The organism is Winogradskyella aquimaris, assembly GCF_042676105.1.
Classification (GTDB): Bacteria; Bacteroidota; Bacteroidia; order Flavobacteriales; family Flavobacteriaceae; genus Winogradskyella; species Winogradskyella aquimaris.
Map to the genome: position 1 here is coordinate 1 of NZ_JBHTJQ010000010.1, position 21,140 is coordinate 21,140.

At 34.2% G+C, this 21,140-nt stretch carries 28 protein-coding genes and 1 tRNA gene; 5 read left to right on the top strand and 24 right to left on the bottom strand.

The annotated features are described in order from the left end of the window. Positions 1–289 precede the first annotated feature (289 nt). The 7 genes from ACFQ1K_RS07705 to ACFQ1K_RS07735 form a co-directional block, all read right to left on the bottom strand. Entirely contained in the window at positions 290–775 is a 486-nt protein-coding gene (locus ACFQ1K_RS07705) for a YybH family protein (RefSeq protein ID WP_320556413.1), read from the bottom strand. Between the two features lie 171 nt (positions 776–946). Beyond that, a complete protein-coding gene (locus ACFQ1K_RS07710; protein WP_320556412.1) occupies positions 947–1,663 on the bottom strand; it encodes a VIT1/CCC1 transporter family protein in 717 nt (238 codons plus the stop codon). Positions 1,664–1,833: 170 nt separating this feature from the next. Next, positions 1,834–2,130: a hypothetical protein gene (locus ACFQ1K_RS07715; RefSeq protein ID WP_320556411.1), complete on the bottom strand. Its 297-nt coding sequence runs from the start codon at positions 2,128–2,130 to the stop codon at positions 1,834–1,836. Then, complete coding sequence (locus tag ACFQ1K_RS07720) at positions 2,120–2,575, bottom strand: hypothetical protein (RefSeq protein WP_320556410.1); 456 nt, start codon at positions 2,573–2,575, stop codon at positions 2,120–2,122. Before ACFQ1K_RS07720 ends, ACFQ1K_RS07715 begins: the two co-directional genes overlap by 11 nt. A gap of 173 nt (positions 2,576–2,748) precedes the next feature. Continuing rightward, complete coding sequence (locus ACFQ1K_RS07725; RefSeq protein WP_320556409.1) at positions 2,749–3,474, bottom strand: DUF6090 family protein; 726 nt, start codon at positions 3,472–3,474, stop codon at positions 2,749–2,751. Positions 3,475–3,614: 140 nt separating this feature from the next. Beyond that, positions 3,615–3,776, bottom strand: coding sequence for a tyrosine-type recombinase/integrase (locus tag ACFQ1K_RS07730; protein WP_320556408.1), 162 nt, complete (start codon positions 3,774–3,776; stop codon positions 3,615–3,617). A 322-nt stretch (positions 3,777–4,098) separates the two neighbouring features. Continuing rightward, positions 4,099–4,172: transfer RNA gene (locus ACFQ1K_RS07735), tRNA-Met, on the bottom strand. Between the two features lie 129 nt (positions 4,173–4,301). On the opposite strand from ACFQ1K_RS07735, the gene ACFQ1K_RS07740 reads away from it, so the two are divergent. Both ACFQ1K_RS07740 and ACFQ1K_RS07745 read left to right on the top strand, forming a co-directional pair. Further along, complete coding sequence (locus ACFQ1K_RS07740) at positions 4,302–4,694, top strand: START-like domain-containing protein (RefSeq protein WP_076620980.1); 393 nt, start codon at positions 4,302–4,304, stop codon at positions 4,692–4,694. Positions 4,695–4,760: 66 nt separating this feature from the next. Then, positions 4,761–5,615, top strand: a complete 855-nt coding sequence (locus ACFQ1K_RS07745; RefSeq protein ID WP_320556407.1) for an aminotransferase class IV — start codon at positions 4,761–4,763, stop codon at positions 5,613–5,615. Here ACFQ1K_RS07745 and ACFQ1K_RS07750 read toward each other — a convergent pair. From ACFQ1K_RS07750 to ACFQ1K_RS07770, 5 genes are all read right to left on the bottom strand, one after another. Then, positions 5,612–6,166, bottom strand: a complete 555-nt coding sequence (locus ACFQ1K_RS07750) for a YqgE/AlgH family protein (RefSeq protein WP_320556406.1) — start codon at positions 6,164–6,166, stop codon at positions 5,612–5,614. The two genes, ACFQ1K_RS07745 and ACFQ1K_RS07750, sit on opposite strands and share 4 nt — an antisense overlap. A gap of 128 nt (positions 6,167–6,294) precedes the next feature. Beyond that, on the bottom strand, positions 6,295–6,567 hold the full coding sequence (locus ACFQ1K_RS07755) for an HU family DNA-binding protein (protein WP_076620986.1): 273 nt from the start codon (positions 6,565–6,567) through the stop codon (positions 6,295–6,297). Positions 6,568–6,762: 195 nt separating this feature from the next. Beyond that, positions 6,763–7,722 carry a methionyl-tRNA formyltransferase gene (gene fmt, locus ACFQ1K_RS07760; protein ID WP_320556405.1) on the bottom strand — a complete coding sequence of 320 codons (960 nt, stop codon included), beginning with the start codon at positions 7,720–7,722 and terminating at the stop codon, positions 6,763–6,765. After that, complete coding sequence (locus ACFQ1K_RS07765; protein WP_320556404.1) at positions 7,719–9,611, bottom strand: RecQ family ATP-dependent DNA helicase; 1,893 nt, start codon at positions 9,609–9,611, stop codon at positions 7,719–7,721. Before ACFQ1K_RS07765 ends, fmt begins: the two co-directional genes overlap by 4 nt. Before the next feature lie 2 nt (positions 9,612–9,613). Further along, positions 9,614–10,153 (bottom strand): ATP-binding protein, encoded by a 540-nt coding sequence (locus ACFQ1K_RS07770; RefSeq protein WP_320556403.1) that lies wholly within the window; start codon positions 10,151–10,153, stop codon positions 9,614–9,616. Positions 10,154–10,244: 91 nt separating this feature from the next. On the opposite strand from ACFQ1K_RS07770, the gene ACFQ1K_RS07775 reads away from it, so the two are divergent. From ACFQ1K_RS07775 to murA, 3 genes are all read left to right on the top strand, one after another. Further along, positions 10,245–10,538, top strand: coding sequence for a DUF493 family protein (locus ACFQ1K_RS07775; RefSeq protein ID WP_320556414.1), 294 nt, complete (start codon positions 10,245–10,247; stop codon positions 10,536–10,538). Between the two features lie 88 nt (positions 10,539–10,626). Next, complete coding sequence (locus tag ACFQ1K_RS07780; RefSeq protein WP_320556402.1) at positions 10,627–11,268, top strand: DUF4290 domain-containing protein; 642 nt, start codon at positions 10,627–10,629, stop codon at positions 11,266–11,268. Positions 11,269–11,274: 6 nt separating this feature from the next. Continuing rightward, a complete protein-coding gene (murA, locus tag ACFQ1K_RS07785; RefSeq protein WP_320556401.1) occupies positions 11,275–12,591 on the top strand; it encodes a UDP-N-acetylglucosamine 1-carboxyvinyltransferase in 1,317 nt (438 codons plus the stop codon). A 133-nt stretch (positions 12,592–12,724) separates the two neighbouring features. On the opposite strand, the gene ACFQ1K_RS07790 is transcribed toward murA, so the two are convergent. The 12 genes from ACFQ1K_RS07790 to ACFQ1K_RS07845 all read right to left on the bottom strand — a co-directional run bounded on the left by ACFQ1K_RS07790 (position 12,725) and on the right by ACFQ1K_RS07845 (position 21,140). After that, the gene (locus ACFQ1K_RS07790) at positions 12,725–14,029 is read right to left on the bottom strand and encodes a cryptochrome/photolyase family protein (RefSeq protein ID WP_320556400.1); all 1,305 of its coding nucleotides are present in this window, start codon (positions 14,027–14,029) and stop codon (positions 12,725–12,727) included. Between the two features lies 1 nt (position 14,030). Then, positions 14,031–14,492, bottom strand: coding sequence for an SRPBCC family protein (locus ACFQ1K_RS07795; protein WP_320556399.1), 462 nt, complete (start codon positions 14,490–14,492; stop codon positions 14,031–14,033). 19 nt (positions 14,493–14,511) lie between these two features. After that, a complete protein-coding gene (locus ACFQ1K_RS07800) occupies positions 14,512–14,991 on the bottom strand; it encodes a TspO/MBR family protein (protein ID WP_320556398.1) in 480 nt (159 codons plus the stop codon). Then, positions 14,984–15,148: a Lacal_2735 family protein gene (locus ACFQ1K_RS07805; RefSeq protein ID WP_320556397.1), complete on the bottom strand. Its 165-nt coding sequence runs from the start codon at positions 15,146–15,148 to the stop codon at positions 14,984–14,986. Before ACFQ1K_RS07805 ends, ACFQ1K_RS07800 begins: the two co-directional genes overlap by 8 nt. A 6-nt stretch (positions 15,149–15,154) precedes the next feature. Beyond that, positions 15,155–15,694 carry a glutathione peroxidase gene (locus ACFQ1K_RS07810; protein ID WP_320556396.1) on the bottom strand — a complete coding sequence of 180 codons (540 nt, stop codon included), beginning with the start codon at positions 15,692–15,694 and terminating at the stop codon, positions 15,155–15,157. Between the two features lie 5 nt (positions 15,695–15,699). Further along, a complete protein-coding gene (locus ACFQ1K_RS07815) occupies positions 15,700–16,383 on the bottom strand; it encodes an SDR family NAD(P)-dependent oxidoreductase (RefSeq protein ID WP_320556395.1) in 684 nt (227 codons plus the stop codon). 10 nt (positions 16,384–16,393) lie between these two features. Further along, a complete protein-coding gene (locus ACFQ1K_RS07820; protein ID WP_320556394.1) occupies positions 16,394–16,621 on the bottom strand; it encodes a hypothetical protein in 228 nt (75 codons plus the stop codon). A gap of 3 nt (positions 16,622–16,624) precedes the next feature. Further along, positions 16,625–17,317 carry a GTP cyclohydrolase I FolE gene (gene folE / locus ACFQ1K_RS07825; protein ID WP_320556393.1) on the bottom strand — a complete coding sequence of 231 codons (693 nt, stop codon included), beginning with the start codon at positions 17,315–17,317 and terminating at the stop codon, positions 16,625–16,627. 55 nt (positions 17,318–17,372) lie between these two features. Next, positions 17,373–17,645: a TIGR03643 family protein gene (locus ACFQ1K_RS07830; protein ID WP_320556392.1), complete on the bottom strand. Its 273-nt coding sequence runs from the start codon at positions 17,643–17,645 to the stop codon at positions 17,373–17,375. Next, positions 17,642–18,073: a hypothetical protein gene (locus ACFQ1K_RS07835; RefSeq protein ID WP_320556391.1), complete on the bottom strand. Its 432-nt coding sequence runs from the start codon at positions 18,071–18,073 to the stop codon at positions 17,642–17,644. Before ACFQ1K_RS07835 ends, ACFQ1K_RS07830 begins: the two co-directional genes overlap by 4 nt. A gap of 101 nt (positions 18,074–18,174) precedes the next feature. After that, complete coding sequence (locus ACFQ1K_RS07840; RefSeq protein ID WP_320556390.1) at positions 18,175–19,665, bottom strand: cryptochrome/deoxyribodipyrimidine photo-lyase family protein; 1,491 nt, start codon at positions 19,663–19,665, stop codon at positions 18,175–18,177. After that, a complete protein-coding gene (locus ACFQ1K_RS07845) occupies positions 19,662–21,140 on the bottom strand; it encodes a cryptochrome/photolyase family protein (RefSeq protein ID WP_320556389.1) in 1,479 nt (492 codons plus the stop codon). The genes ACFQ1K_RS07840 and ACFQ1K_RS07845 overlap by 4 nt, the downstream gene beginning before the upstream one ends.

Genomic DNA, 21,140 nt, shown 5'->3' on the forward strand with positions numbered 1-21,140 from the left:
AGCTTTCCGGTTGTAAGTTCGTCTAAAATTTTCAGTTTGAAAGGTTCTGAATACCGTCTGATGACTTTGTCGTTTTTGTACATAATGTTTAAAATTATGTAGCCTTTATTCAGGACGGGTCATAATTAAAGACAACGGTCTCGTATAACCGTCAGTTACGGGTTTTTATGCGTTTATTTTTCGGTTAAGCACAGACGTTAGCAATTCCGAGTGCCTTCGGATGTAGTCGAATCCAGCATAATTGCGGTTATACATTGTTGGCAATAGTTTTTATTTGATTTAATCAATATCATTCAGTAACATTTGATGATGCAACCTCTCGGTGAAGTCTCCAAATGCCATCCTTACCTTTTTTTAATATAGCCAAAAAGTTATCTTTAAGTTCAACAACAATTCCTTCACCATTAGTATAATATACATGACTAACGCCAAAGTCATAAGCCATACTGTCTGATGCAATTATTGTCTCTTTTGGGAACATAATAATACTGTCGTAAGGAAACGGACCTTGATTTTTACTCGTTTTATACATTTCAATCCAATCACTGCTACCAGGTGAAATAGTCTTAACATCTTTTGTTACCATTTTTCCTATGGTTTCACCATCACCTTGCTTAACAGCTTTCATAAATGTCTGACGAGTTTTTTCTATTGAAGCCAATTCGGCTTCAATATCAATAGTATTGGTATTTGACGATTCTGCTTCCCCTCTATTGTACTTATCGTTGCAAGAAATAAGGGTTAGGACGAAAAAAATAATTATTGAACTTCTCATATTTTTAAATTTTCAGGTTATTCATAATTATTGCCAACGGTTCGGCTGTGATTTCGTTGCGTTGAAAATCCGCTTGGATTTTCCGCCGTAAACCGAAGATAGCAAATTTGCAAGGACTTTCCGCGAGGAAAGTCAGAAGCAATGAACTATAGCAAATGTTGTTTGCATTTTTTATCCAACATTTACATTGAACAAATACCCAACCAATGCTGTCAGTCCCATTGCCACAGTTCCCCAGAACGTAATTCTAAGAATTGCTTTACCAACACTAGAGCCTCCTGCTCGGGCGGCTAGAGCACCTAAAATTATTAGAAAAACAAGTGCAAAGCCATAAAGTGAATATTCCATACTCCTTATAGGAATGAAAAGTGTCACTAAAAAAGGAAGTAATCCACCAACTGTAAATGCCGCGCCAGATGCTAAAGCAGCTTGAATTGGTTTTGCTTGACTAATTTCATTTATACCTAATTCGTCTCTAACATGAGCACCTAATGCATCGTGTTCCGTAAGTTCCCTGGCAACTATCTTGGCAGTCTCTTTTTTTAGCCCTCTTTTCTCATAAATTTCCGCTAGTCTTTGTAATTCAATTTCAGGCATTTCATTCAGTTCATCCATTTCACGTTGGATATCGGCTTTTTCAATATCTGTTTGCGAACTTACAGAAACATATTCTCCAGCAGCCATGGATAGAGCACCAGCAACTAAACCAGCTAGAGTGGCCAAAATTACAGGTTCTCGTAAATCACTTGCCGCGGCAACACCAATCGCAATACTAGCAGTAGACAAAATTCCATCATTTGCTCCCAGAACTGCTGCTCTTAACCAATTACTACGATTAATGTAATGTGGTGCTAAGTAATCATCTAATTCGTCCGTTTGTTTAGTCATTTTTTTGATTATTTAGATTGCACATATCCTAATTGTGTATGGTTAGTTGGGTTGACAAGGATTAAGTTAGTGAACAAAAACCAACCAGAAGAAAATCCGAAGGATTTTTCGAGCACACTAAGACCAAGCAATTGGCTATACACGTTGTTGTAAGTAGTTTTTTAATCCCATTAATAAAAGAACAAAAAGTAAATTAAACCACAAGTCACGATAATTGACAGTAAATATAAATATAATTCATGCCGCAATTGAGCTTTAGCTTTTTTTCGTATTTCAATTTTTATTGCTTCTAATTTTTTAGGGTCAATTGTTTCAAAATTGTTTTCAATTCCGCTTTCGCCTCTTTGAGTACTACTTAAACTATTCCGCCAAATTTTATTTTCTCTGCGCTCTATTTTTTTTCGGCGTAGCTCTTTAAATCTTTGGTTGTGTGCGCTTAATCTACCATATGTTCCATCAATAGGCATACTTTTTTCTTTCCGTTACTAATTCCGTTAACTTACCCAGTTTTATTTGGTTAATTTTTTCCCAATCAGTTTTGTCAAATTCCAACGTACTGAACTTTTTTAAACTCCGATACATTGGTAAAATCAAAGTCTCAAAATTTCCATTCAGTTCATAAATCAGGTTTCGTTTTTTTGTTTTTTCGCCACTTTTTGAGATGAAAATGTCAATTCCTTTTCCGTTTGGTTTTAGTTCAATGAAATAACATTCAGGTTCTAAATTCCAGCATATTTCCGTTTCAAGTCCGTTTATTGCTAAAATCAGAGATTCACAAAGTTTGTCAGTCGGATTTTCAGGAATATTAGAAGCCATAAATTCCAATTCAAATTCCGCTGATTTTAATTCAATCGGAAGCCATCCATTTTTCGGATTTCCTAAATTTAGTTCTATTTTTCTTGGTTTGGTCAAATTACTTACAACGGTTTGTGTATGATTAGTGGCGTGTTTAAGTACCTAATTTAGCAAACAAATCACAGATAGAAAATTCCAGCAGAATTTTCGTAAGTCGGCAGTGACCTAGCAATTAATTATACACGGTGTTGTGCTTTCGTTATTTTTTTAATCAATTTTAATAAAGACTTTTATTTAGCTTCTGCAATTTTATCTATTTCGGAAATTATATTCAATCCAATTAACTTAGCTTCTTTATAGGGTACTAAAATGCCCTTTTCCTGATTTACAGCTTGACTTACAATATTTCTAAATGCCACAGAATGATGCATCTTTTTAAATACATTTTCAATTTCTTCCTGAGTCGTTTTTGTGCTTTTTAATTGTTCAGGGTCCATCCAAATATATGCCATTACTAATGTTCTATCTATGTCATATGCCTGTTTTGCCTCTAAATTTTCTAAAAATTCATTATAACTTTTTTCTGCTTCTTTTATTTGGTACGTTTTAGCATAATAGTCGATAATTAAATTGTTTAGATTAGTACCATTTATTTTGCCTAGATATGGTGAATTTTTTAAAGCATCATATGCACTGGTGTTGGGTTGAAGATAAAAGTCTACATAAGAAGATAATGCCCATCGTGTATCATCAAAATTAAACGTCTTATTTAAAAAATTAAGCTGTTCTTTTTTACTGCGATTTATTATAAGTTCTCTTCTTTTAATGAGAGAATCTAATACTTGAATATCTTCTTTTATATTTTCTTTTAGACTTGATAAATATTGATTTAATTCTTTTTTTTCCTTTTTTTCCTCGTTCCAATTATTAATAGATAATGCAATTAAAATACCTATGACCACAAGAACAATTTCTCCAATGGCATATTTAAAATACTTTCCAATTTTATTTTCCATAAGTAAGTTTTGCCGAATTTTTCTAAAGAATTTAATCATTGGTTAGCGGTTTCTGATAATGAAGCACAACGTAGGAATAAAAACATTGTTTTTATATCCATTATGTTTCTTCCCTAAATTTACATATTATTCCTACAAATCTAGAGGGTTTTTATAGAATTAAAATTATTTATTGCAACATGTGTGTAATTCTCTGTAGTTTTTGTTGAGTTGTGCCCCAATAGCTCCTGTATATACCTAATATCGCTTATGCTTTCCAGTAAGTGAGTTGCAAAACTATGACGCAGGGTGTGCAATATCACCTATTTTTTAATGCTTGTAAGTCTCAATACATTCCTTAAAACCTGCCTGGCGCTTACCTGCGTATAAGCCTCGCAAGAACGTCCTTTAAAAAGATTCAATTAGGGCATAAAACCGTGAATGTAGTGTCACTTATTGGTTGCATCCAGAATGAAGTCACCTTTTGCAGTATGAATTTTAGGTTCAGAAAACGACGTCGTTCTGACAAATCGTATGCGTTATCGTATTCACTTTCGAATAAAAATAAGAACTTCTTGAACTGAAAACATAAAAAAACGGTTTAGGGAAAGCCTAAACCGTATAAATGCTGTGTTTTATGTTTTGTAGCGAGATCGAGATTTGAACTCGAGACCTCCGGGTTATGAATCCGACGCTCTAACCAACTGAGCTACCTCGCCATTTTTGCGGTTGCAAATATAAAAACAAATTCTTCGACAACAAACATAAGTTTCTAAAAAAATAATTTTAAACTAAAGTTTTGAATTGAGTCATAATTGCATATATTGAGCAAATAATTAATTGCTTCTATGGACGATAAAGAAAAGTATGAAATGGAGTTTGTCATTCAGGCATCTCCTTCTTTAATTTACCAATATATTTCAACCCCTTCTGGTTTATCTGAGTGGTTTGCTGATAACGTTAATTCCCGTGGAGAACTTTTTACCTTTATATGGGATGGCTCTGAAGAACAGGCCAAGCTATTAACGAAAAAGAGTGGTGAACGCGTAAAATTCCGTTGGTTGAGCGATGAAGAAGATGGCGCGAGCTATTATTTTGAAATTAGAATTCAAGTTGATGAAATCACTAAAGACGTATCTCTAATGATCACTGATTTTGCAGAAGAAGATGAGATTGATGAAGGCAAAATGCTTTGGGATAATCAGATATCCAGTCTAAAACAAGTTTTAGGCTCGAGGTAACCCGTAACTAACTCAACTATTATATCTTTGTCTCGATTTAATTGAATCTAAATCGGGACTTTTTTTATGGTAAATTTTAACGGTAATCTAATTGAACCATCTGATACTTTTTTGACATCAGAAAACAGAGGCTATAGATATGGTGATGCACTTTTTGAAACATTAAAAGTAGTAAATGGCAAAATCTTTTTTTGGGAAGATCACTATTTCAGGCTTATGGCATCCATGCGCATTATGAGAATGGATATTCCAATGGATTTTACTATGGAGTTTTTAGAGGCTCAAATCTTAAAAACAGTTGAGGCAAACGGGTTATTAAATAATACAGCTAGAGTAAGACTTAATATTGATAGAGGTGAAGGAGGTAAATATTTACCAGCACCAACTTCAAGTATTTCGTTTAATATTATAGCTGAAGCTTTTGAAGAGCCATTTTATTCCATTAAAGATGACCAATCTAATGAAGTAGATTTGTATAAAGACTTTTTTATAGCACCAGGTCTGCTTTCAGGTTTAAAGTCCAATAATAAGGCTATACAAATTATTGGTAGTATTTATGCTAAGGAGAATGACTTAGGTAATTGTTTGATTTTAAACACAAATAAAGCTGTAGTTGAGGCATTAAATGGTAACTTGTTTTTGGTAAAAGGGGACAAAGTCAAAACACCGCCTCTTGAAGATGGCTGTCTAAAAGGCGTAATGCGTAAACAACTGTTAGAAATAATGTCGAAGGATGTGAATCTTTATATTGAGGAAGCCTCTATAAGTCCATTTGAACTACAAAAAGCAGATGAACTGTTTATTACCAATGTTATTCAAGGTATAGTTCCAATAACGAAATACCGTAAAAAAACGTATGGATGGGAATTCGCAAAAAAAATAACAGATAAGCTTAATACTAAGATACGGTTAGAATCTTAATTATAGCTAGGGTTTTCAGGTGCGTTAGACCAAATACTATATTCACCACCAAGTTCTAACATTTTCTCTCTCCAAAAGGATTGGCAAGACTTTGCTATGATTTTGTTATCATAGACGTTATCCGTAACCAACCATGCATTGGATTCTAACTCATGGTGCAATTGTTCCTCGGCCCAACCAGAGTAACCTAAAAAGAACCTTATGTCATTCTTGGTTATTTTTTTTAGATTTATTAAATCTAACACTACGTTAAAATCTCCGCCCCAATAAATACCATTAGATATTTCGATACTGTTTGGTATTAACTCTGGTGATTTATGAATAAAATACAGATTGTCTTGTTCTACAGGTCCACCATTGTACACTTTAAAGTTAGAATCTGTTCCTTCTACAATGTCTTTGAGGTGATATTCTAGGGGTTTGTTAAGAATAAACCCAACAGAGCCTAAGGCATTATGATCTGCCAAAAGAATCACTGCGCGGTTAAAAGATAGGTCACCAATAATGGATGGTTCTGCAATTAATAAACTGCCTTTTTCTGGTTTACTCATCTTAAATTTCTTTTTGGGTTGATTAAATCTAATTCATTTTTGTGATTAAAACAACACAAACCCTTTAAAATTAAGGTAAAAAAAAGCCTGCTCATTGAGCAGGCTTCATATTTTTAAGAAAAAATGACTTAGTTTACAGCGTTGCTTAAGTCAGAACCTGCCTTAAACTTCACTACATTTTTAGCTTTAATCTTGATAGTCTTACCAGTTTGAGGATTTCTTCCATCTCTAGCAGCTCTTCTAGAAACTGACCAAGATCCAAATCCAACTAAAGAAACTCTATTTCCTTTTTGTAAAGCACCTTCGATGTCAATTAACATAGAATCTAATGCTTTTTTTGCAGCTGCCTTAGTAATTCCAGCATTCTCTGCCATACCATTGATTAAATCTGTTTTGTTCATAAATTTTAAATTTAAATTGTTAAATATTCGGTTTTTAAAAGTGATTTCTAAAAATCCGTATACAAATTTATCAGTAATATTAAGCTACGCAAGTAATAGCAAGGGAAATCGGCGATTTTGTTAATAAGTCACCCTATTTGTTAATAAAGGACTGCATTTTATCGGATTTTTCACTATGTCAGTGATGACAAGGGTTTACAGAAGTTTAGCATTTTTTGAAAATTCATAACCATTTAAAAGTGATTTTACATCCATTTTTCGCTTCCCTGGCAACTGCATTTCATTCACTTTTATGTAACCTCCTTTGCATGAGACCCTTAATTCTGTTTTTGTAGAAAAAATTAATCCGGCATCCAAATCATGGGTTTCATAAACTTTTTCTACACCATAAATTTTAACGGATAGCAAGTCTTCTTCAGCATTATCTAAATAGCACCAAGCCGTAGGGAAAGGATTTAGGCCTCTTATCTTATTATAAATAGTCTCTATGTTTGCTGTCCAGTCTATTTTGCAGTTATCTCGATTAAGTTTATAGGCTGTTTTTAGGTCATCTGATTGAGGTTGAATCAAAGTAGTTACTTCGTCCTTTTCAATCTGCCTAACAGTTTTAACTACAAGTTCACTTCCTATTGCCATTAATTTGTCGTGTAATTCACCTACAGTAGTGTCCTCATTAATTTCGGTTGTCTCACTTAGAATTATGGCTCCAGTATCTATTTTTTCATCGATAAAGAAGGTAGTGGCACCAGTTTTGTTTTCACCATTTATTATGGCCCAATGAATGGGTGCAGCACCTCTATATTGAGGTAAAAGGGAAGCGTGAAGGTTAAAGGTTCCGAATTCAGGCATACTCCAGACCACCTTTGGCAACATTCTAAAAGCAACAACAATTTGTAAGTTGGCATTTAAAGCTCTGAGCTCTTCAATGAATGATTCTGCCTTAAGGTTTGTTGGCTGTAGGATATTTAAATTGTGTTTTAGGGCAAATTCCTTTACAGCAGAGGGTTTTAATTTTTGACCACGACCAGCTTTGCGATCAGGTGCGGTTATAACGCCAACAACATTGTAATCATTATCTAATAAGGCCTTTAAAGCGGCAACGGCAAAATCTGGTGTTCCCATAAAGACAATTCGTAAATCGCGGTTTATAGTCATTGTAAGGTATAAGTGTTTGAGTCCGTAATTTTAATTCTTTTAGTTTCAATAAGGGCTTTTAGAGATTCTATTAATTGATTCTCTGTACAATTAAGAGTATGTAATAATTGACGTGATGATAGATCTTCTTGTTTCAAAGCTACGATTATTTGATTTGCAAGGGTGTTTGAGTCAGTTTTTGTATGGGTTGTATTTTGAATACATACCGAACATATACCACAATCTACCTCAGATTTTTCACCAAAATATGTTATTAATTGTCTGTTTTTACAGATAAGATTGTTATTGACGTAATCAATGACCGCTTCAACTTGTTGGTGTCTTAAATCTTGTTGTTGTTCAATAATCTTCACTATTGGGTTTATTGTAATGTCATCTTCACGCGGCTTTAAGAAAGTAATTTCAGAGTCTGTATTTGCCATCTCAAAGCTTATAACTTCATCTTTTTCTAGCCTTTTGAGTTGATCGATAACTTTTTGTTCCGGTAGGCCAGCTTTATCAATAACAAGATTTAGGTTTATTTTGGTTTCATAGTCAAATATCCCTCCATAAGTACGAAGCAAAACCTTAACTAAGGTATTTAATTCTAAATGTCTTTCTAAATATTGAAAAAGGGAGTTGTTCGAAATTAAAAATTGAATTTTAGTCCTAAAATTAAAATGACGGTTTAATACAATTATTGAGTTTCGGTCTAAGAGTGCAAGGGTATTATACGTAATACTAGGATTAAGGTTGTAGGTGGTGCAAAATGTTTTGAAATCTAGCTGATAGGTATTGTTCTCGCCTTCTCCATAAGCTATCTGAAAATAATTGCATAATTTTTTATAGATATACTTAACATAATCTGAGGAAGGTAACGTATGCAGAAATTGATTTTTTAACCGTTCCTCGTCTATGTTCTGTTTTAAGATTATTGCATTGGCCAATTGTCCATCTCGGCCAGCTCTTCCAGCTTCTTGATAATAACTCTCTAGACTTTCGGGTAAATTGAAATGTATAATATTTTTCACATTAGCTTTATCAATACCCATACCAAAAGCTGTAGTGGCAACCATAATAAGCTTTTGTTCGCTTAGCCATAGCTGTAAACGATCGTTTTTTTCTTTGTTGGTAATGCCTCCATGATAAAAGGTACAAGAAAATCCCTTTGCTTCTAAGTAGTCGTTAATGTCCTTAGTAGCTCTTCTGTTCCTAACATATATAATAGAACTTCCTTTATTGGTCGTTAAAATGTGTTTTAGCTGAAATAGTTTATCTTCCGTTGGAATCACCTGATAGGCTATATTTTCTCTAGTAAATGAAGCTTTGTAGATTTTTGGTGACACAAAATCTAAGTTTTTTATGATGTCGTCAATAATCGAATACTTTGCAGAGGCGGTTAAAGCAATACAATTTACCTGAGGATGAATTTGTCTTAACGTAGAAATATTATTATAAGCCGGTCTGAAGTCGTTTCCCCATTGGCTAATACAGTGCGCTTCGTCTACTGCGATTAAATTGACGCGCATTTGCTGAATGCGGTCCTGGACTATAGGCTGTTGTAAACGCTCAGGTGAGAGGTATAGGAATTTATAATTACCATATATACAATTATCCAATTGTGTATCCAATTCACCATAAGACATGCCGGAGGTTAAGGCAATGGCTTTAATGCCTTTTTGTTTAAGGGTATTAACTTGGTCTTTCATTAGTGCAATAAGTGGTGAAACCACAATGCAAATACCTTCTTTCATTAGAGCAGGGATCTGAAAACAAATCGATTTGCCACCCCCAGTTGGTAATAATGCAAAGGTATCTTCATTATCCAATACGGAATGAATGATATCTTCCTGTAAGGGTCTAAATGATGTGTAATTCCAGTAACGTTCTAAAACTTCAATAGGATGCATTACTACAAATTTAAGACCTCTAAAATAAAATCCGTTCGCTTTTCTATAGTTTCAAAGGGAACATCAATTAATTGGTAACCAAATCGCATGTAGGTTTTCAGTAAGTGGTGATGGATTTCTATAGCTTGCTCAAAGTTTTCATAGCGTTCGCTATCACTAGTAAAAATTTCTTGCCAAGGAGCTAATATGAATACATAATCATACCGATTATTTTGAGAAGCATTATCAAAATACTCTGGATATTTGTCACCTATATAATCCAGATACGCCAATATGTCTGGTATTCCCCTATCTAAAAAAACAGTGCTTGAACTTTCATTTGAGGTGTCGTGATATTGCTTTAATCTACCCTCTAAAAGTTTTTCACTAAAGAGTAAGGAATTAGTCAAGAAGAGCTGCTCTATGCCATCTTTTCTCGCCTGTAAGGTAATTTGTCTAGAAATTTCGTCATAACACAAAAATCCGCGTGTTTTTAAGTGATTAATGACTGAAGATTTTCCTGTGCCTGGTCCACCAGTGATAACAATTTTCTTAGGATTCAAATTGGCAGTATTTTTGCAGTAAAATTCGTGATAAAAAATTAAAACCAAAAATGTAAAGTAAGATGTATCTTTGCATTGATAAATAATGATGATGGATAAAAACAAAAAATCGGAAGAGTTTTACATAAAACTGAAGTCACAACTTCAAGATACGGCACTTTGGCCAACAGAATATTTGTATAAGTTTATTGTTATTTCTGAAACCTCAAAAATTGAAGAAATCAAGGCTTTGTTTAATCATTTAGGCGCTGTTATCAATACAAGACCATCTAAAAATGGTAAATATACCAGTGTGTCTGTTAACGTTAGAATGAAAAATCCTGATGAAGTAATCTTAAAATATAAGGAAGTAGGTGAGAAAGTAGAAGGTGTAATTTCCCTCTAAATTTTCCTGTAGGCTAGCTATTTTTTTGTACTTTGCGACAAAACCTAGAAACTTCAGGTTTTGAATAATTTACTACACATTTTATATTTTGATTGACAATTTAGAATACAACACAGAACGCGAGCATTTAATTATTCCTGAGTACGGGCGTCATTTGCAAAAAATGATAAACTATGCTAAGACACGCGAAACAAAAGAAGAAAGAAATAAGTTAGCTAAAGCCATAATATCGGTTATGGGTAACTTGCAGCCCCATTTAAGAGATGTGCCAGATTTTCAGCATAAATTATGGGATCAGCTTTTTATAATGTCTGATTTTGAACTCGATGCTGATTCACCTTATCCAAAACCATCTAGAGAAGAATTGTCCTCTAGGCCAGACCCATTAAAATATCCACAAAATCATCCAAAATACCGTTTTTATGGCAATAACATAAAAACAATGATTGATGTGGCGACAACATGGGAAGAAGGTAAGATGAAAGAGGCTTTGATTTATACCATAGCTAACCATATGAAAAAGAGTTACCTTAATTGGAATAAAGATAGTGTTGAAGACAATGTTATCTTCGATCACCTCTACGAGTTATCCAATGGAAAAATTAATCTAAAGAATAGTGAAGAGGATTTAAGTGACTCCTCGAGCTTAATGCGTACCAAATCCAAGTACAGTAATAAAGGTGGTAAAAAATCAAAGAAAAAATATTCTAACAATCGTAAACGTTACTAATAACGAATGGGCACATTTAAAATTGAAGGGGGCCATCAGTTAAAGGGCTCTATTAAACCTCAAGGTGCGAAAAACGAAGCCTTACAAATTCTTTGTGCTGTCTTACTTACGCCAGAGACGGTCATCATAAATAATATCCCAGACATCATTGATGTTAACAAACTTATCGCCTTATTAAAAAAGCTTGGAGTCAAAGTTAAAAAATTGGGAAAGGGTTCCTACAGTTTCAAAGCGGATGAGCTTAATCTCAAATATTTAGAATCTGCAGAGTTTAAGGAAGATGGAAGAGGTTTGAGAGGTTCAATTATGATAGTGGGTCCACTTTTAGGACGTTTCGGTAAAGGATACATCCCAAAACCAGGTGGTGATAAAATTGGTCGTCGACGATTGGACACCCATTTTGAAGGATTTATAAATCTTGGTGCTAAATTTAGATATAACAGAGAAGATTATTTTTATGGTGTTGAAGCTGAAGAACTTAAAGGCACTTATATGCTTTTAGATGAAGCTTCGGTAACAGGTACTGCTAATATTGTCATGGCAGCGGTTTTGGCTAAAGGTCAAACCACGATTTACAATGCTGCTTGTGAACCCTATTTACAGCAGTTGTGTAAAATGCTGAATAGGATGGGAGCTAAAATTTCGGGTATTGGCTCTAATATGCTTGTCATTGATGGTGTGGATAGTTTAGGTGGGACCGAGCATAAAATGCTACCTGATATGATTGAAATTGGTAGTTGGATAGGTTTGGCAGCCATGACTAAAAGCGAATTGACTATTAAAGATGTTAGTTGGGACGATTTAGGGCAAATCCCAAATGTGTTCAGAAAATTAGGTATTACCGTTGAGCAACAAGGTGATGATATCCATATTCCGGCCCATAAGGACGGTTACCAAATTCAAAATTATATTGATGGGTCCATACTTACTATTTCAGATGCTCCTTGGCCTGGGTTTACACCAGATTTGTTAAGCATCGTCTTGGTAATTGCAACACAAGCCAGAGGTGAAGTTTTAATTCATCAAAAGATGTTTGAAAGTCGCTTGTTCTTTGTAGATAAGTTAATAGATATGGGAGCCAAGATTATTCTTTGCGATCCACATCGCGCTACTGTTATTGGTCATGACTTTAAATCACAACTGAAGGCAACTACTATGACATCACCAGATATTAGAGCTGGTATTTCATTACTCATTGCGGCCTTATCAGCTAAAGGAACTTCTATTATACATAACATTGAACAAATTGATAGAGGTTATGAAAATATTGATGAAAGGCTTCGGGCTATAGGTGCTAACATTGAACGCCTACCAGGAAATTAAACATAAAACAAAAGTCCCAAATGTGTCATTTAGGACTTTTAAAATTGTTTATTGAAATGGTTATTTTTATTAAGACATATCTGTCTTATTCCTTGTAACGTTTAGATTTTCAATTTATTGTATAAAAAATAAATTAATTTAAAGCGGCTTTGTAAGTTGCCAAACAGCGCTCCCTCGCTTTTTTATGATCAACCATAGGTTTTGGATAAGTAAGCTCTTGATATTCTGGTACCCACTTTTTAATATAGTGGTGCTCTTTGTCAAATTTCTTAATTTGAGAAGTAGGATTAAATATTCTAAAATACGGTGCAGCATCAACGCCTGAGCCAGCAACCCATTGCCAATTACCTACATTACTGGCCATTTCGTAATCATGTAATTTTTCGGCAAAGTAGGCTTCTCCCCATCGCCAGTCGATTAAAAGATGTTTGCAAAGAAAACTACCTACGAGCATTCTCACTCTATTATGCATAAAACCGGTTTCATTGAGTTCTCGCATACCCGCATCCACTAAGGGATAACCGGTATTTCCGTCGCACCATCTTTTAAATTCCTCTTCATTGTTTCTCCATTCAATTCTATCGTATTTAGACTTAAAGGCTTTGTCTACCGTTTGCGGAAAATGCCAAAGTATTTGCATAAAAAATTCGCGCCAGATGAGTTCTTGCCAAAAGGTTTCATTGGCTTCATTAATAGCCTTTTTCACCATTTTTCTAATACTTACTGTACCAAAGCGAAGATGAGGTCCCAATCGCGATGTGCCATCTTTTGCAGGAAAATTCCTGGTGTCCTCGTATTGTTGAATTAAAGTTGGTGTTACCTCATAGGGTGCAATATTCTGACTTGATTTTTCAAAACCAATTTCTGATAAACTTAGGTTTGGTAAACGCGTATGTTCAACAAGGTTGTTCAAAAATGAATTGGTATAATAAATTTTTAAATCAATAGACTTAAATTTTTCTTTCCAAGTACGCATGTAAGGGGTATAAACAACATAGGGATCGCCATCTTTTTTGACGACTTCGTCTTTTTCAAAAATCACTTGATCTTTGAAGGTCTTAAATGTTATGTTTTGGTCTTTTAAAAATGCTTGTATTTCACCATCACGCATTTTAGCGTAGGGTTCATAATCATGATTAGTGTAGACAGTATCAATATCAAAGTCTTTAACGAGTTGTTTATATATTTCAATTGGTTTTCCGTGGTAGATGGCAATACTACTATTATGGTGCTCTTGTAGTTCTTGCCTTATCTTTTGTAATGTTTCGTGAATGAAGGTGACACGAGCATCATTCTTAGGTAATTTGTTGAGTATTTCAGAATCAAAAATAAAAATTGGTAGTACGGGTAGGTCGCCATGTAATGCCTCATAAAACCCAATATTGTCATCTAACCTTAAATCTCTACGAAACCAAAAAATATTTACAGTCTTACTCATATTAGTATGTTCCGAAAAGTGCTTCTAACTTCTTTGTTCTATAATTAAAAATTTCTTCAAGTTTGGGTTTTACTAAAAATGGATGCACCATTTGACCCAAAATCCCCATAGGTAATTTATAATCTACAATATCCTCCATTTCTACACCACCTTCAATTGGTTTTATAAAATGTTTGTGATGCCATAGAGCGTAAGGGCCAAAGCGCTGTTCATCTACAAAATATTCTTTATCCTTAACATGGGTAATTTCCGTTACCCATTTGGTTTTTATACCTAATACCGGTGTTACAATGTACTGAATAATTTGACCAGGAAACATTGGTCGATCTGCACCTGACAGTATATGAAAGCCCATATAATCGGGTGTGATAGTTTTTAAATTTTTAGGACTAGATAGAAATTCCCATGCTTCATCAATAGAGATAGGAAGGTTTTGTTTTTTGTGTAGAGTATATATTTTCATTTATGATAATTAATAAAAATCAATTGTTCAAAACTATATAAGCATTTAATGAGGTTGCAATACACAACCATAGGAGATAAGGTAACAGCAAATATTTGGCGTATTTTAAACGATCACTTCTAAACGTAATGAAAAAATAGAATATAACAATTAAGAGTAGGCTTATAACTGCTAATCCTACTGTTACCATATGCTGATTGAAGAATATCCAATTCCACCCTACATTTAGGATAACTTGTAGGCTATAAATAGACCAAAGAAATCTGGAATTTCTATCTTTAAATAGTTCCGCTAGATACCAAGAAAAGCACAACATTATAAATGTCCAAGCGACCCCAAATACCCATCCGGGTGGTGTCCAAGGTGCTTTATTCAGGTTTTGGTACCATGCCGTATTAGGACCATTATCCATTAGCCAGCTGCCCAAAGCTAAACCTCCGAAGTTGATCGCTAAAAAAATAATAAAATATACCGTCCTAGTAAGATTTTGCTTAATCAAGTGCTTCTATTTTTTCTAATATTTTTTGAGCCTGAGCATACTTTTCGTCACTAGCAGCTCTATTGGTATTGGATAATTTATGCCAGTCTGCCATCAGTTTTTCATATTCCTTTTGCAACTTTTCTTTTTCAGAAACTTTTTTAAATAATCCAAACATAGCAACTTAATTTAAAAATTTGGTAATTCGCGAATTCATTGGTTTGGTAATGGAATAGAAAAAGTCTATAAATTCACCATTTTCATCAATCAGGTATTTCTGAAAATTCCATTTTACGGTTGAATTTTGTTTTCCATTAAGTCGTTTGTTGGTTAACCATTGATATAATGGATGCTGTTCTGCACCTTTTACATTTATTTTTTCCGTGATTGGGAATGAAACTCCATAATTCATTTCACAGAATTCTTGTATTTCGTTCGGCCCACCAGGCTCTTGCGATCCAAATTGATTACAGGGTATACCAACGACAATAAGCTGATCCTTATACGTTTCATAGAGTTTTTGTAATTCTCTATATTGTGGTGTAAAACCACATTTTGAAGCGACATTAACAAACAAAATTTTCTTGCCTTTAAATGCAGAAAGGTCAAGGGGTTTTCCATTGAGACTATTGATTTTTATGTCATACAATGGTGTTGTAGCTTTTTGTTTTATATTCTTGTCGCTTGTACTTAAAGTACCTACAAATGCTTTAATAGGATTCATTATTCTTATAATTTAAAACTTACAATGCCACAATCCATTTCAAAAACCTGACCAGATAATGAAGCAGCTTTGTCGGATAATAAAAATGTAGCCATATCTGCGACTTCATTTGGTTGAAGATATTTCTTTAAGGGATGACGTTCAGTCATGTTTTCAATCATTCGTTCATTACGTAGTAATTTAGAGGCTAAATCAGTATCTGTTACTGTTGGTGCAATAGCATTAACTCTTACGGTAGGAGCCAATTCAGCACCAATAGATTTGGTTATTCCTTCAATAGCCGACTTTGAGGCAGCAACACTTGCATGAAAAGGCATACCCAATTTAGACGCTACAGTACTAAAAAGTACGATGGAAGGCTTATCTCCGTTCTTTAAAATTGTAAGGTATTTTTGTATGGTCTTTACTGCACCCAAAACATTAATTTCAAAATCATTTCTAAAATCATCTAAACTTAAACGATTTATTGGCTTTAAATTAATACTTCCAGGGCAATAAACCAGACCGTCAGCAGATTCTATTTCAGGCAAATCATCATTTAGGACATCACATTGAAAATGCTTCAAATTTTCATGAACCTGAGCAGGTTCGGTTCTGCTTATGTTAATTACTTTATGAGAAGAAAGCAAAGAATTGACTATGGCACTGCCAATACCTTTGCTTCCTCCAACTACTATTATAGTTTTCATATATTGTCTTTTATGCTGCCGTTAATGGACGACCTTTTAATCGTTTCTCAATTTTTTGTTTAATGACCGTTAATCGTTTCATGAGATCCATAAGTTTAGCATCTTTCTTTTTCTTGTATACTTCGTTAATAGCGAGGATAATTTCTTTGGCTTCTCTAGATGCTAAAATTCGCTCGCTTGTAGTTTTGAATGTGTGTTTTCTGTTTTCGAACTCTACTGCTCTTTCTAAAATATCCATAGCTTAATTGTTTATATAGTTTTGTAATTCTGCAATTTTTTCTGGCGTATTAAATATGCCACCATAATAAGTAGTCACGGTTGCTGAGGTATCGTCTTTAACACCTCTTGATGATACGCAGAGATGCTTAGCATCAATAATTACCGCTACGTCTTCAGTGTCTAACACGGTTTTTAGTTCGTTAGCGATTTGCTGTGTTAGTCGCTCTTGTACTTGCGGTCTTTTGGCATAATATTGAACGATTCTGTTCAATTTAGATAAGCCAATCACTTTACCAGACGATTTATAGGCTACATGCGCTTTACCTATAATTGGTACAAAGTGGTGCTCACAATTAGAATAGAAAGTAATATCTTTTTCAACCAGCATCTGATTGTACTGGTACTTATTGTCGAATAAGGCCACTTTTGGTTTGTTTTCTGGGTCTAAGCCGGAAAATATTTCTTCGACATACATCTTAGCCACACGATCTGGTGTTCCTTTAAGGGAATCATCAGTTAGGTCTAAACCCAAAACATCCATAATCTCAGAGAAAAGTATAGAAATTCGTTGTTTTTTCTCACTATTAGACATTTCGAAAGCGTTAGGCTTCATTGGTGTGTCTAGGCTAGTGAATAAATGGTCATCTCCGATATCATCAATTGAAAATCCATTTAATTTTTGACCATTTTTTTTGGAAATTGCTTTTGTGTTCATAGCATCTTTTTAATGTGCTGTCTTTAAGTACTCCAAGCTTAAATCAAAGCACGGTTTAACGTTTTGAAATAGAGTTGTTTGATATAGTCCTTTGACGCGAGCATTTAAACCTACCCTTGTCAAACGTTCGTTTATTTTTATGTTTTGTTGCTCTGCCTTGCACGCGTTTTCTCCACATCCTAAAACTGCTTGGCTTCATTTCTCTCCGCATTAATTCTATTACATCTTGCTCATTAAGACCAAATTGATACGTAATAGCTTCAAAAGGCGTTCTATCTTCCCAAGCCATTTCAATAATTCTGTCTATCTGTCTGTCATTTAATGTCATATTGTAGCAGGCATTGAAAATTGCATATCATATTTTACTTTTTCATCAAGAAGCTTGTCAAAAAACTTTTTATTCTCCTTAAAGGTTTTGCTATTCTTAAAATGTATAAAGCGTCCTTGGGCATGCAAGCTTGAACCATTAACTTTATAGATTACGAGTTGATAGTAAGGGATGATCCATGTAAAGTTTTTCAGCCCTTGATTTATCATAACTAAAATACCTTTAGGTCTTAGCTCAATGTTAGCATAATTGATGTCAGAAACAGTATTCATCATGCTTTGCATATTTGGACTAACCTCCTCAATGATCATACGCTTAGAGCCTACACCTTTCATTTTCAATTTTTGTACCAAACTAAAAGGGTAACCTACAAGATCAGCAATGATCTGTTTATGCTCAGCGTTATGGTGTGTGGTATTTATAATCATATTACCGTAAAGATACAAATGTTTAACCTTTTAATATAATAGTTAAACAAAAATTAACAGAGAATTGTGAAAGTAAATTTTGACAAGATTTGAATTGGAAGCTAATCGCTTTTCAATAACCTACTTCTATCCTTTAAGGTATGTCGTTTTAAAATACGAATACTTTCTTTCACCACATCAGGATCTTGTTTCATGTTCCAAAGAATATCACTGGCACGTATACGGTTTTCTTTAATATCTACAATTGGGTGTGGGTAATCATGCCCTAATTTGAAATCATAAAGTCCTTGCTCTAGTTCTGTCATTAAATAGGGCTCGTGTATAAAGGGAATGTCTAAATGCGCTAATTCTGGTACCCACTTTTTAATAAATTCGGCATCAGGATCGTGTTTAAGACCATTTAAGGTTGGGTTGTAAATTCTTAAGTTATTTATTCCCGTTTCACCTGCTTGCATTTGCAGTTGCGGAAAATGAATACCTGGCTCAAAATCTAAGAATTGCTGCGATAGGTGTTCTGAGGCATGTTGCCAAGGTTGCCATAAAATATGAGTAAAAAACGAAACTAGCATGGCACGCATTCTAAAGTTAACATAACCTGTCTCAACTAAACAACGCATACTGGCATCGACTAGTGGAAAACCTGTTTGTCCCTCTCTCCATGCTTTCTGATATTGGATGGAAATACTCTTTTTTAGTTTGTGATAACCTTTGTTAACACTAGCATTTTCCATGGTATGTTCCATTTCAAATTTCTGAATAAAATGGGCTTGCCAACGTAAACGCGATAAAAAGCCACTAATATGACGTTTGCTTTTAGATGTCTTTTTTAGGTCTTGTCCCTTTTGAAAGACCTGTCTAACTGAAATATTACCCCATGAAATATAAGGTGAAAGTCTACTACAACTTGTACGTGATGCCTCAGGTTTTGATATGTTGAACATATAGTCTTTGTAACGACTCTCAAAAAAAGAATTGGCATATTTCCAAGCCGTAGTAGTTCCACCTTTTTGGAATTTGGTGTTTTCTGGTGTGTCTAAATCGGTAACAGTAAGTACACTTTCTAAAAGCGAAATATCTTCAATAGATAGTAATTGATTTACGTTTGGAGTGAAATCTTCAAGTGGTTGATTCATGTAGTCTTCCCATTGCTCTAACCAATTTTCCCTATTTAATAATCCACGTTCTACACCATTATTTTTACTTTCTTTCCAGGTGATGAGGTTGTTCCTGCAATAGCGCGATAACTCTTTGTCTCTGTTGTAGGTCACTAAAATCCCTGTTTCTACGTGAGAAAAGATAGTGTCTATTTTATAGAAGGTTTGGATGAGGTTAAAAGCTGTTTGTATATCACTCGTTACAGTTAAAACTTTTGAATTATACGATTTTAATTGCTCGTTAATATCTCTAATGGACTCCTTTATGAAATTAAAGTGACGATCACTGTAATGATTATCATTTAGTAGTAGATGTTCAAAAACATAAAGTAGGAGGGTAGGTTTACCAGACTTTAAAGCATTGGCGATTGCTTCATTATCCTGAAGTCTTAGATCGCGTTTTAGCCAAACAACATTGATATGTGGTTTACTCGTCATGATAAGTTATTAAGAAATTTTTCGGCGTTGTTAAAGTGATTTTCCAGGGTCTCTTTCTTCATGCGATCCAGATTACCCAAAAGCATGTTTAATCTTGGATTACTTTCAAAAAAACCACGATGCTTATCCATAAACTTCCAAAATAGACCGTCCCAAGTGTCTTGCCAGTTGCCCTTGCTATAGTTGCTCATTTTCATTATGTAATTACTGCTGCTTATATAGGGTTTGGTAGACATTAAACCACCATCGGCAAATAGACTCATGCCATAAACATTAGGTACCATAACCCAATCATAGGCATCTATAAAAAGTTCCATAAACCATTTATAAACTTCATCAGGATCAAATTCACATAACACCATAAAATTGCCCAAAATCATCAGACGTTCTATATGATGTGCATAACCCGTTTTTAGCACTTTTTTTATAACATCATCAACAGGTTGTATACCTGTGGTGCCATCATAAAAAGATGCAGGAATTTTACGATTAAAATTCCAAAAGTTTTCGGTACGTTCTTCAGTTCCCTTTACTTCATAAACTCCACGTATAAATTCACGCCAGCCTAAAATTTGCCTTACAAAACCTTCTGTGGAGTTTATTGGAACACCATTGGTATTTGCGTAATCTATAGCTTCTTCTATAACTTCTAATGGTTTAAGTAAACCTATGTTTATTAATGGCGATAACAAGCTATGATTTAGAAAATGTTCTTCTTTTACAATGGCATCTTCGTAAACACCAAATTCATGAAACCTGTATTCAAAAAACTGTTGCAGCCAAGTTTTGGCACTATTAAAATCTATAGGATAGTTAACGAAATCATTTAATTGGCCATAATGGTCTGCAAAATATTCTTCAACATACGATTCTGCCTCTTTGTGAAACTTAGAACGCTCTGGAAACTGAATGGTAGGTGGTGTTTTGTCTTTCGGATATTTTTTTCGATTTTCTGTATCGTAAGTCCATTTTCCTCCTTCGGGCTCATTAGAAACCATTAAAATATCGCGTTCTTTTCGTTGTGATTTATAAAACGAGGTTTGGAAAAACTTCTTTTTGCTAGGTTTGAAGAATGTTCTCAGTTCTTCTTTAGAATTAATAAATAATGGGCTATTGTACCATTTAATGTTAATATTATTTGATGCTGATATAATCCGTTTTTCAAGCCAATTATCCGTTGGATCTATCACGTGAAGTGTTTCAGAGCCCTCATCTATCAATTTAGGAATTAAATTACGAATGTCTGATTCTTTTAAATTGGACTCTATATAGTGAACGGTTTTATCTTTTGAGTTTAAGAAATCTGCATAGGCATTCATTGATGCCCTATGAAATGCAATCTTCTGTTTGTGAAATTTATAGTGTTTAAAGAATAAGAATTCTTCGATAAGATATATATCGGCATCAACGTCTAGAATTGGGGAATCCTTGAACAATTGATGAGGAAAAAGTAGTATGTGTTCCTTTTTTGCCAT

Coding starts and splice junctions, on each gene's coding strand:
- ACFQ1K_RS07705 (WP_320556413.1), bottom strand. CDS start 775: ATGAGAAGTTCAATAATTATTTTTTTCGTCCTAACCCTTATTTCTTGC.
- ACFQ1K_RS07710 (WP_320556412.1), bottom strand. CDS start 1,663: ATGACTAAACAAACGGACGAATTAGATGATTACTTAGCACCACATTAC.
- ACFQ1K_RS07715 (WP_320556411.1), bottom strand. CDS start 2,130: ATGCCTATTGATGGAACATATGGTAGATTAAGCGCACACAACCAAAGA.
- ACFQ1K_RS07725 (WP_320556409.1), bottom strand. CDS start 3,474: ATGGAAAATAAAATTGGAAAGTATTTTAAATATGCCATTGGAGAAATT.
- ACFQ1K_RS07740 (WP_076620980.1), top strand. CDS start 4,302: ATGGACGATAAAGAAAAGTATGAAATGGAGTTTGTCATTCAGGCATCT.
- ACFQ1K_RS07745 (WP_320556407.1), top strand. CDS start 4,761: ATGGTAAATTTTAACGGTAATCTAATTGAACCATCTGATACTTTTTTG.
- ACFQ1K_RS07750 (WP_320556406.1), bottom strand. CDS start 6,166: ATGAGTAAACCAGAAAAAGGCAGTTTATTAATTGCAGAACCATCCATT.
- ACFQ1K_RS07755 (WP_076620986.1), bottom strand. CDS start 6,567: ATGAACAAAACAGATTTAATCAATGGTATGGCAGAGAATGCTGGAATT.
- fmt (WP_320556405.1), bottom strand. CDS start 7,722: ATGACTATAAACCGCGATTTACGAATTGTCTTTATGGGAACACCAGAT.
- ACFQ1K_RS07765 (WP_320556404.1), bottom strand. CDS start 9,611: ATGCATCCTATTGAAGTTTTAGAACGTTACTGGAATTACACATCATTT.
- ACFQ1K_RS07775 (WP_320556414.1), top strand. CDS start 10,245: ATGGATAAAAACAAAAAATCGGAAGAGTTTTACATAAAACTGAAGTCA.
- murA (WP_320556401.1), top strand. CDS start 11,275: ATGGGCACATTTAAAATTGAAGGGGGCCATCAGTTAAAGGGCTCTATT.
- ACFQ1K_RS07790 (WP_320556400.1), bottom strand. CDS start 14,029: ATGAGTAAGACTGTAAATATTTTTTGGTTTCGTAGAGATTTAAGGTTA.
- ACFQ1K_RS07795 (WP_320556399.1), bottom strand. CDS start 14,492: ATGAAAATATATACTCTACACAAAAAACAAAACCTTCCTATCTCTATT.
- ACFQ1K_RS07805 (WP_320556397.1), bottom strand. CDS start 15,148: ATGTTTGGATTATTTAAAAAAGTTTCTGAAAAAGAAAAGTTGCAAAAG.
- ACFQ1K_RS07810 (WP_320556396.1), bottom strand. CDS start 15,694: ATGAATCCTATTAAAGCATTTGTAGGTACTTTAAGTACAAGCGACAAG.
- ACFQ1K_RS07815 (WP_320556395.1), bottom strand. CDS start 16,383: ATGAAAACTATAATAGTAGTTGGAGGAAGCAAAGGTATTGGCAGTGCC.
- ACFQ1K_RS07820 (WP_320556394.1), bottom strand. CDS start 16,621: ATGGATATTTTAGAAAGAGCAGTAGAGTTCGAAAACAGAAAACACACA.
- folE (WP_320556393.1), bottom strand. CDS start 17,317: ATGAACACAAAAGCAATTTCCAAAAAAAATGGTCAAAAATTAAATGGA.
- ACFQ1K_RS07830 (WP_320556392.1), bottom strand. CDS start 17,645: ATGACATTAAATGACAGACAGATAGACAGAATTATTGAAATGGCTTGG.
- ACFQ1K_RS07835 (WP_320556391.1), bottom strand. CDS start 18,073: ATGATTATAAATACCACACACCATAACGCTGAGCATAAACAGATCATT.
- ACFQ1K_RS07840 (WP_320556390.1), bottom strand. CDS start 19,665: ATGACGAGTAAACCACATATCAATGTTGTTTGGCTAAAACGCGATCTA.
- ACFQ1K_RS07845 (WP_320556389.1), bottom strand. CDS start 21,140: ATGGCAAAAAAGGAACACATACTACTTTTTCCTCATCAATTGTTCAAG.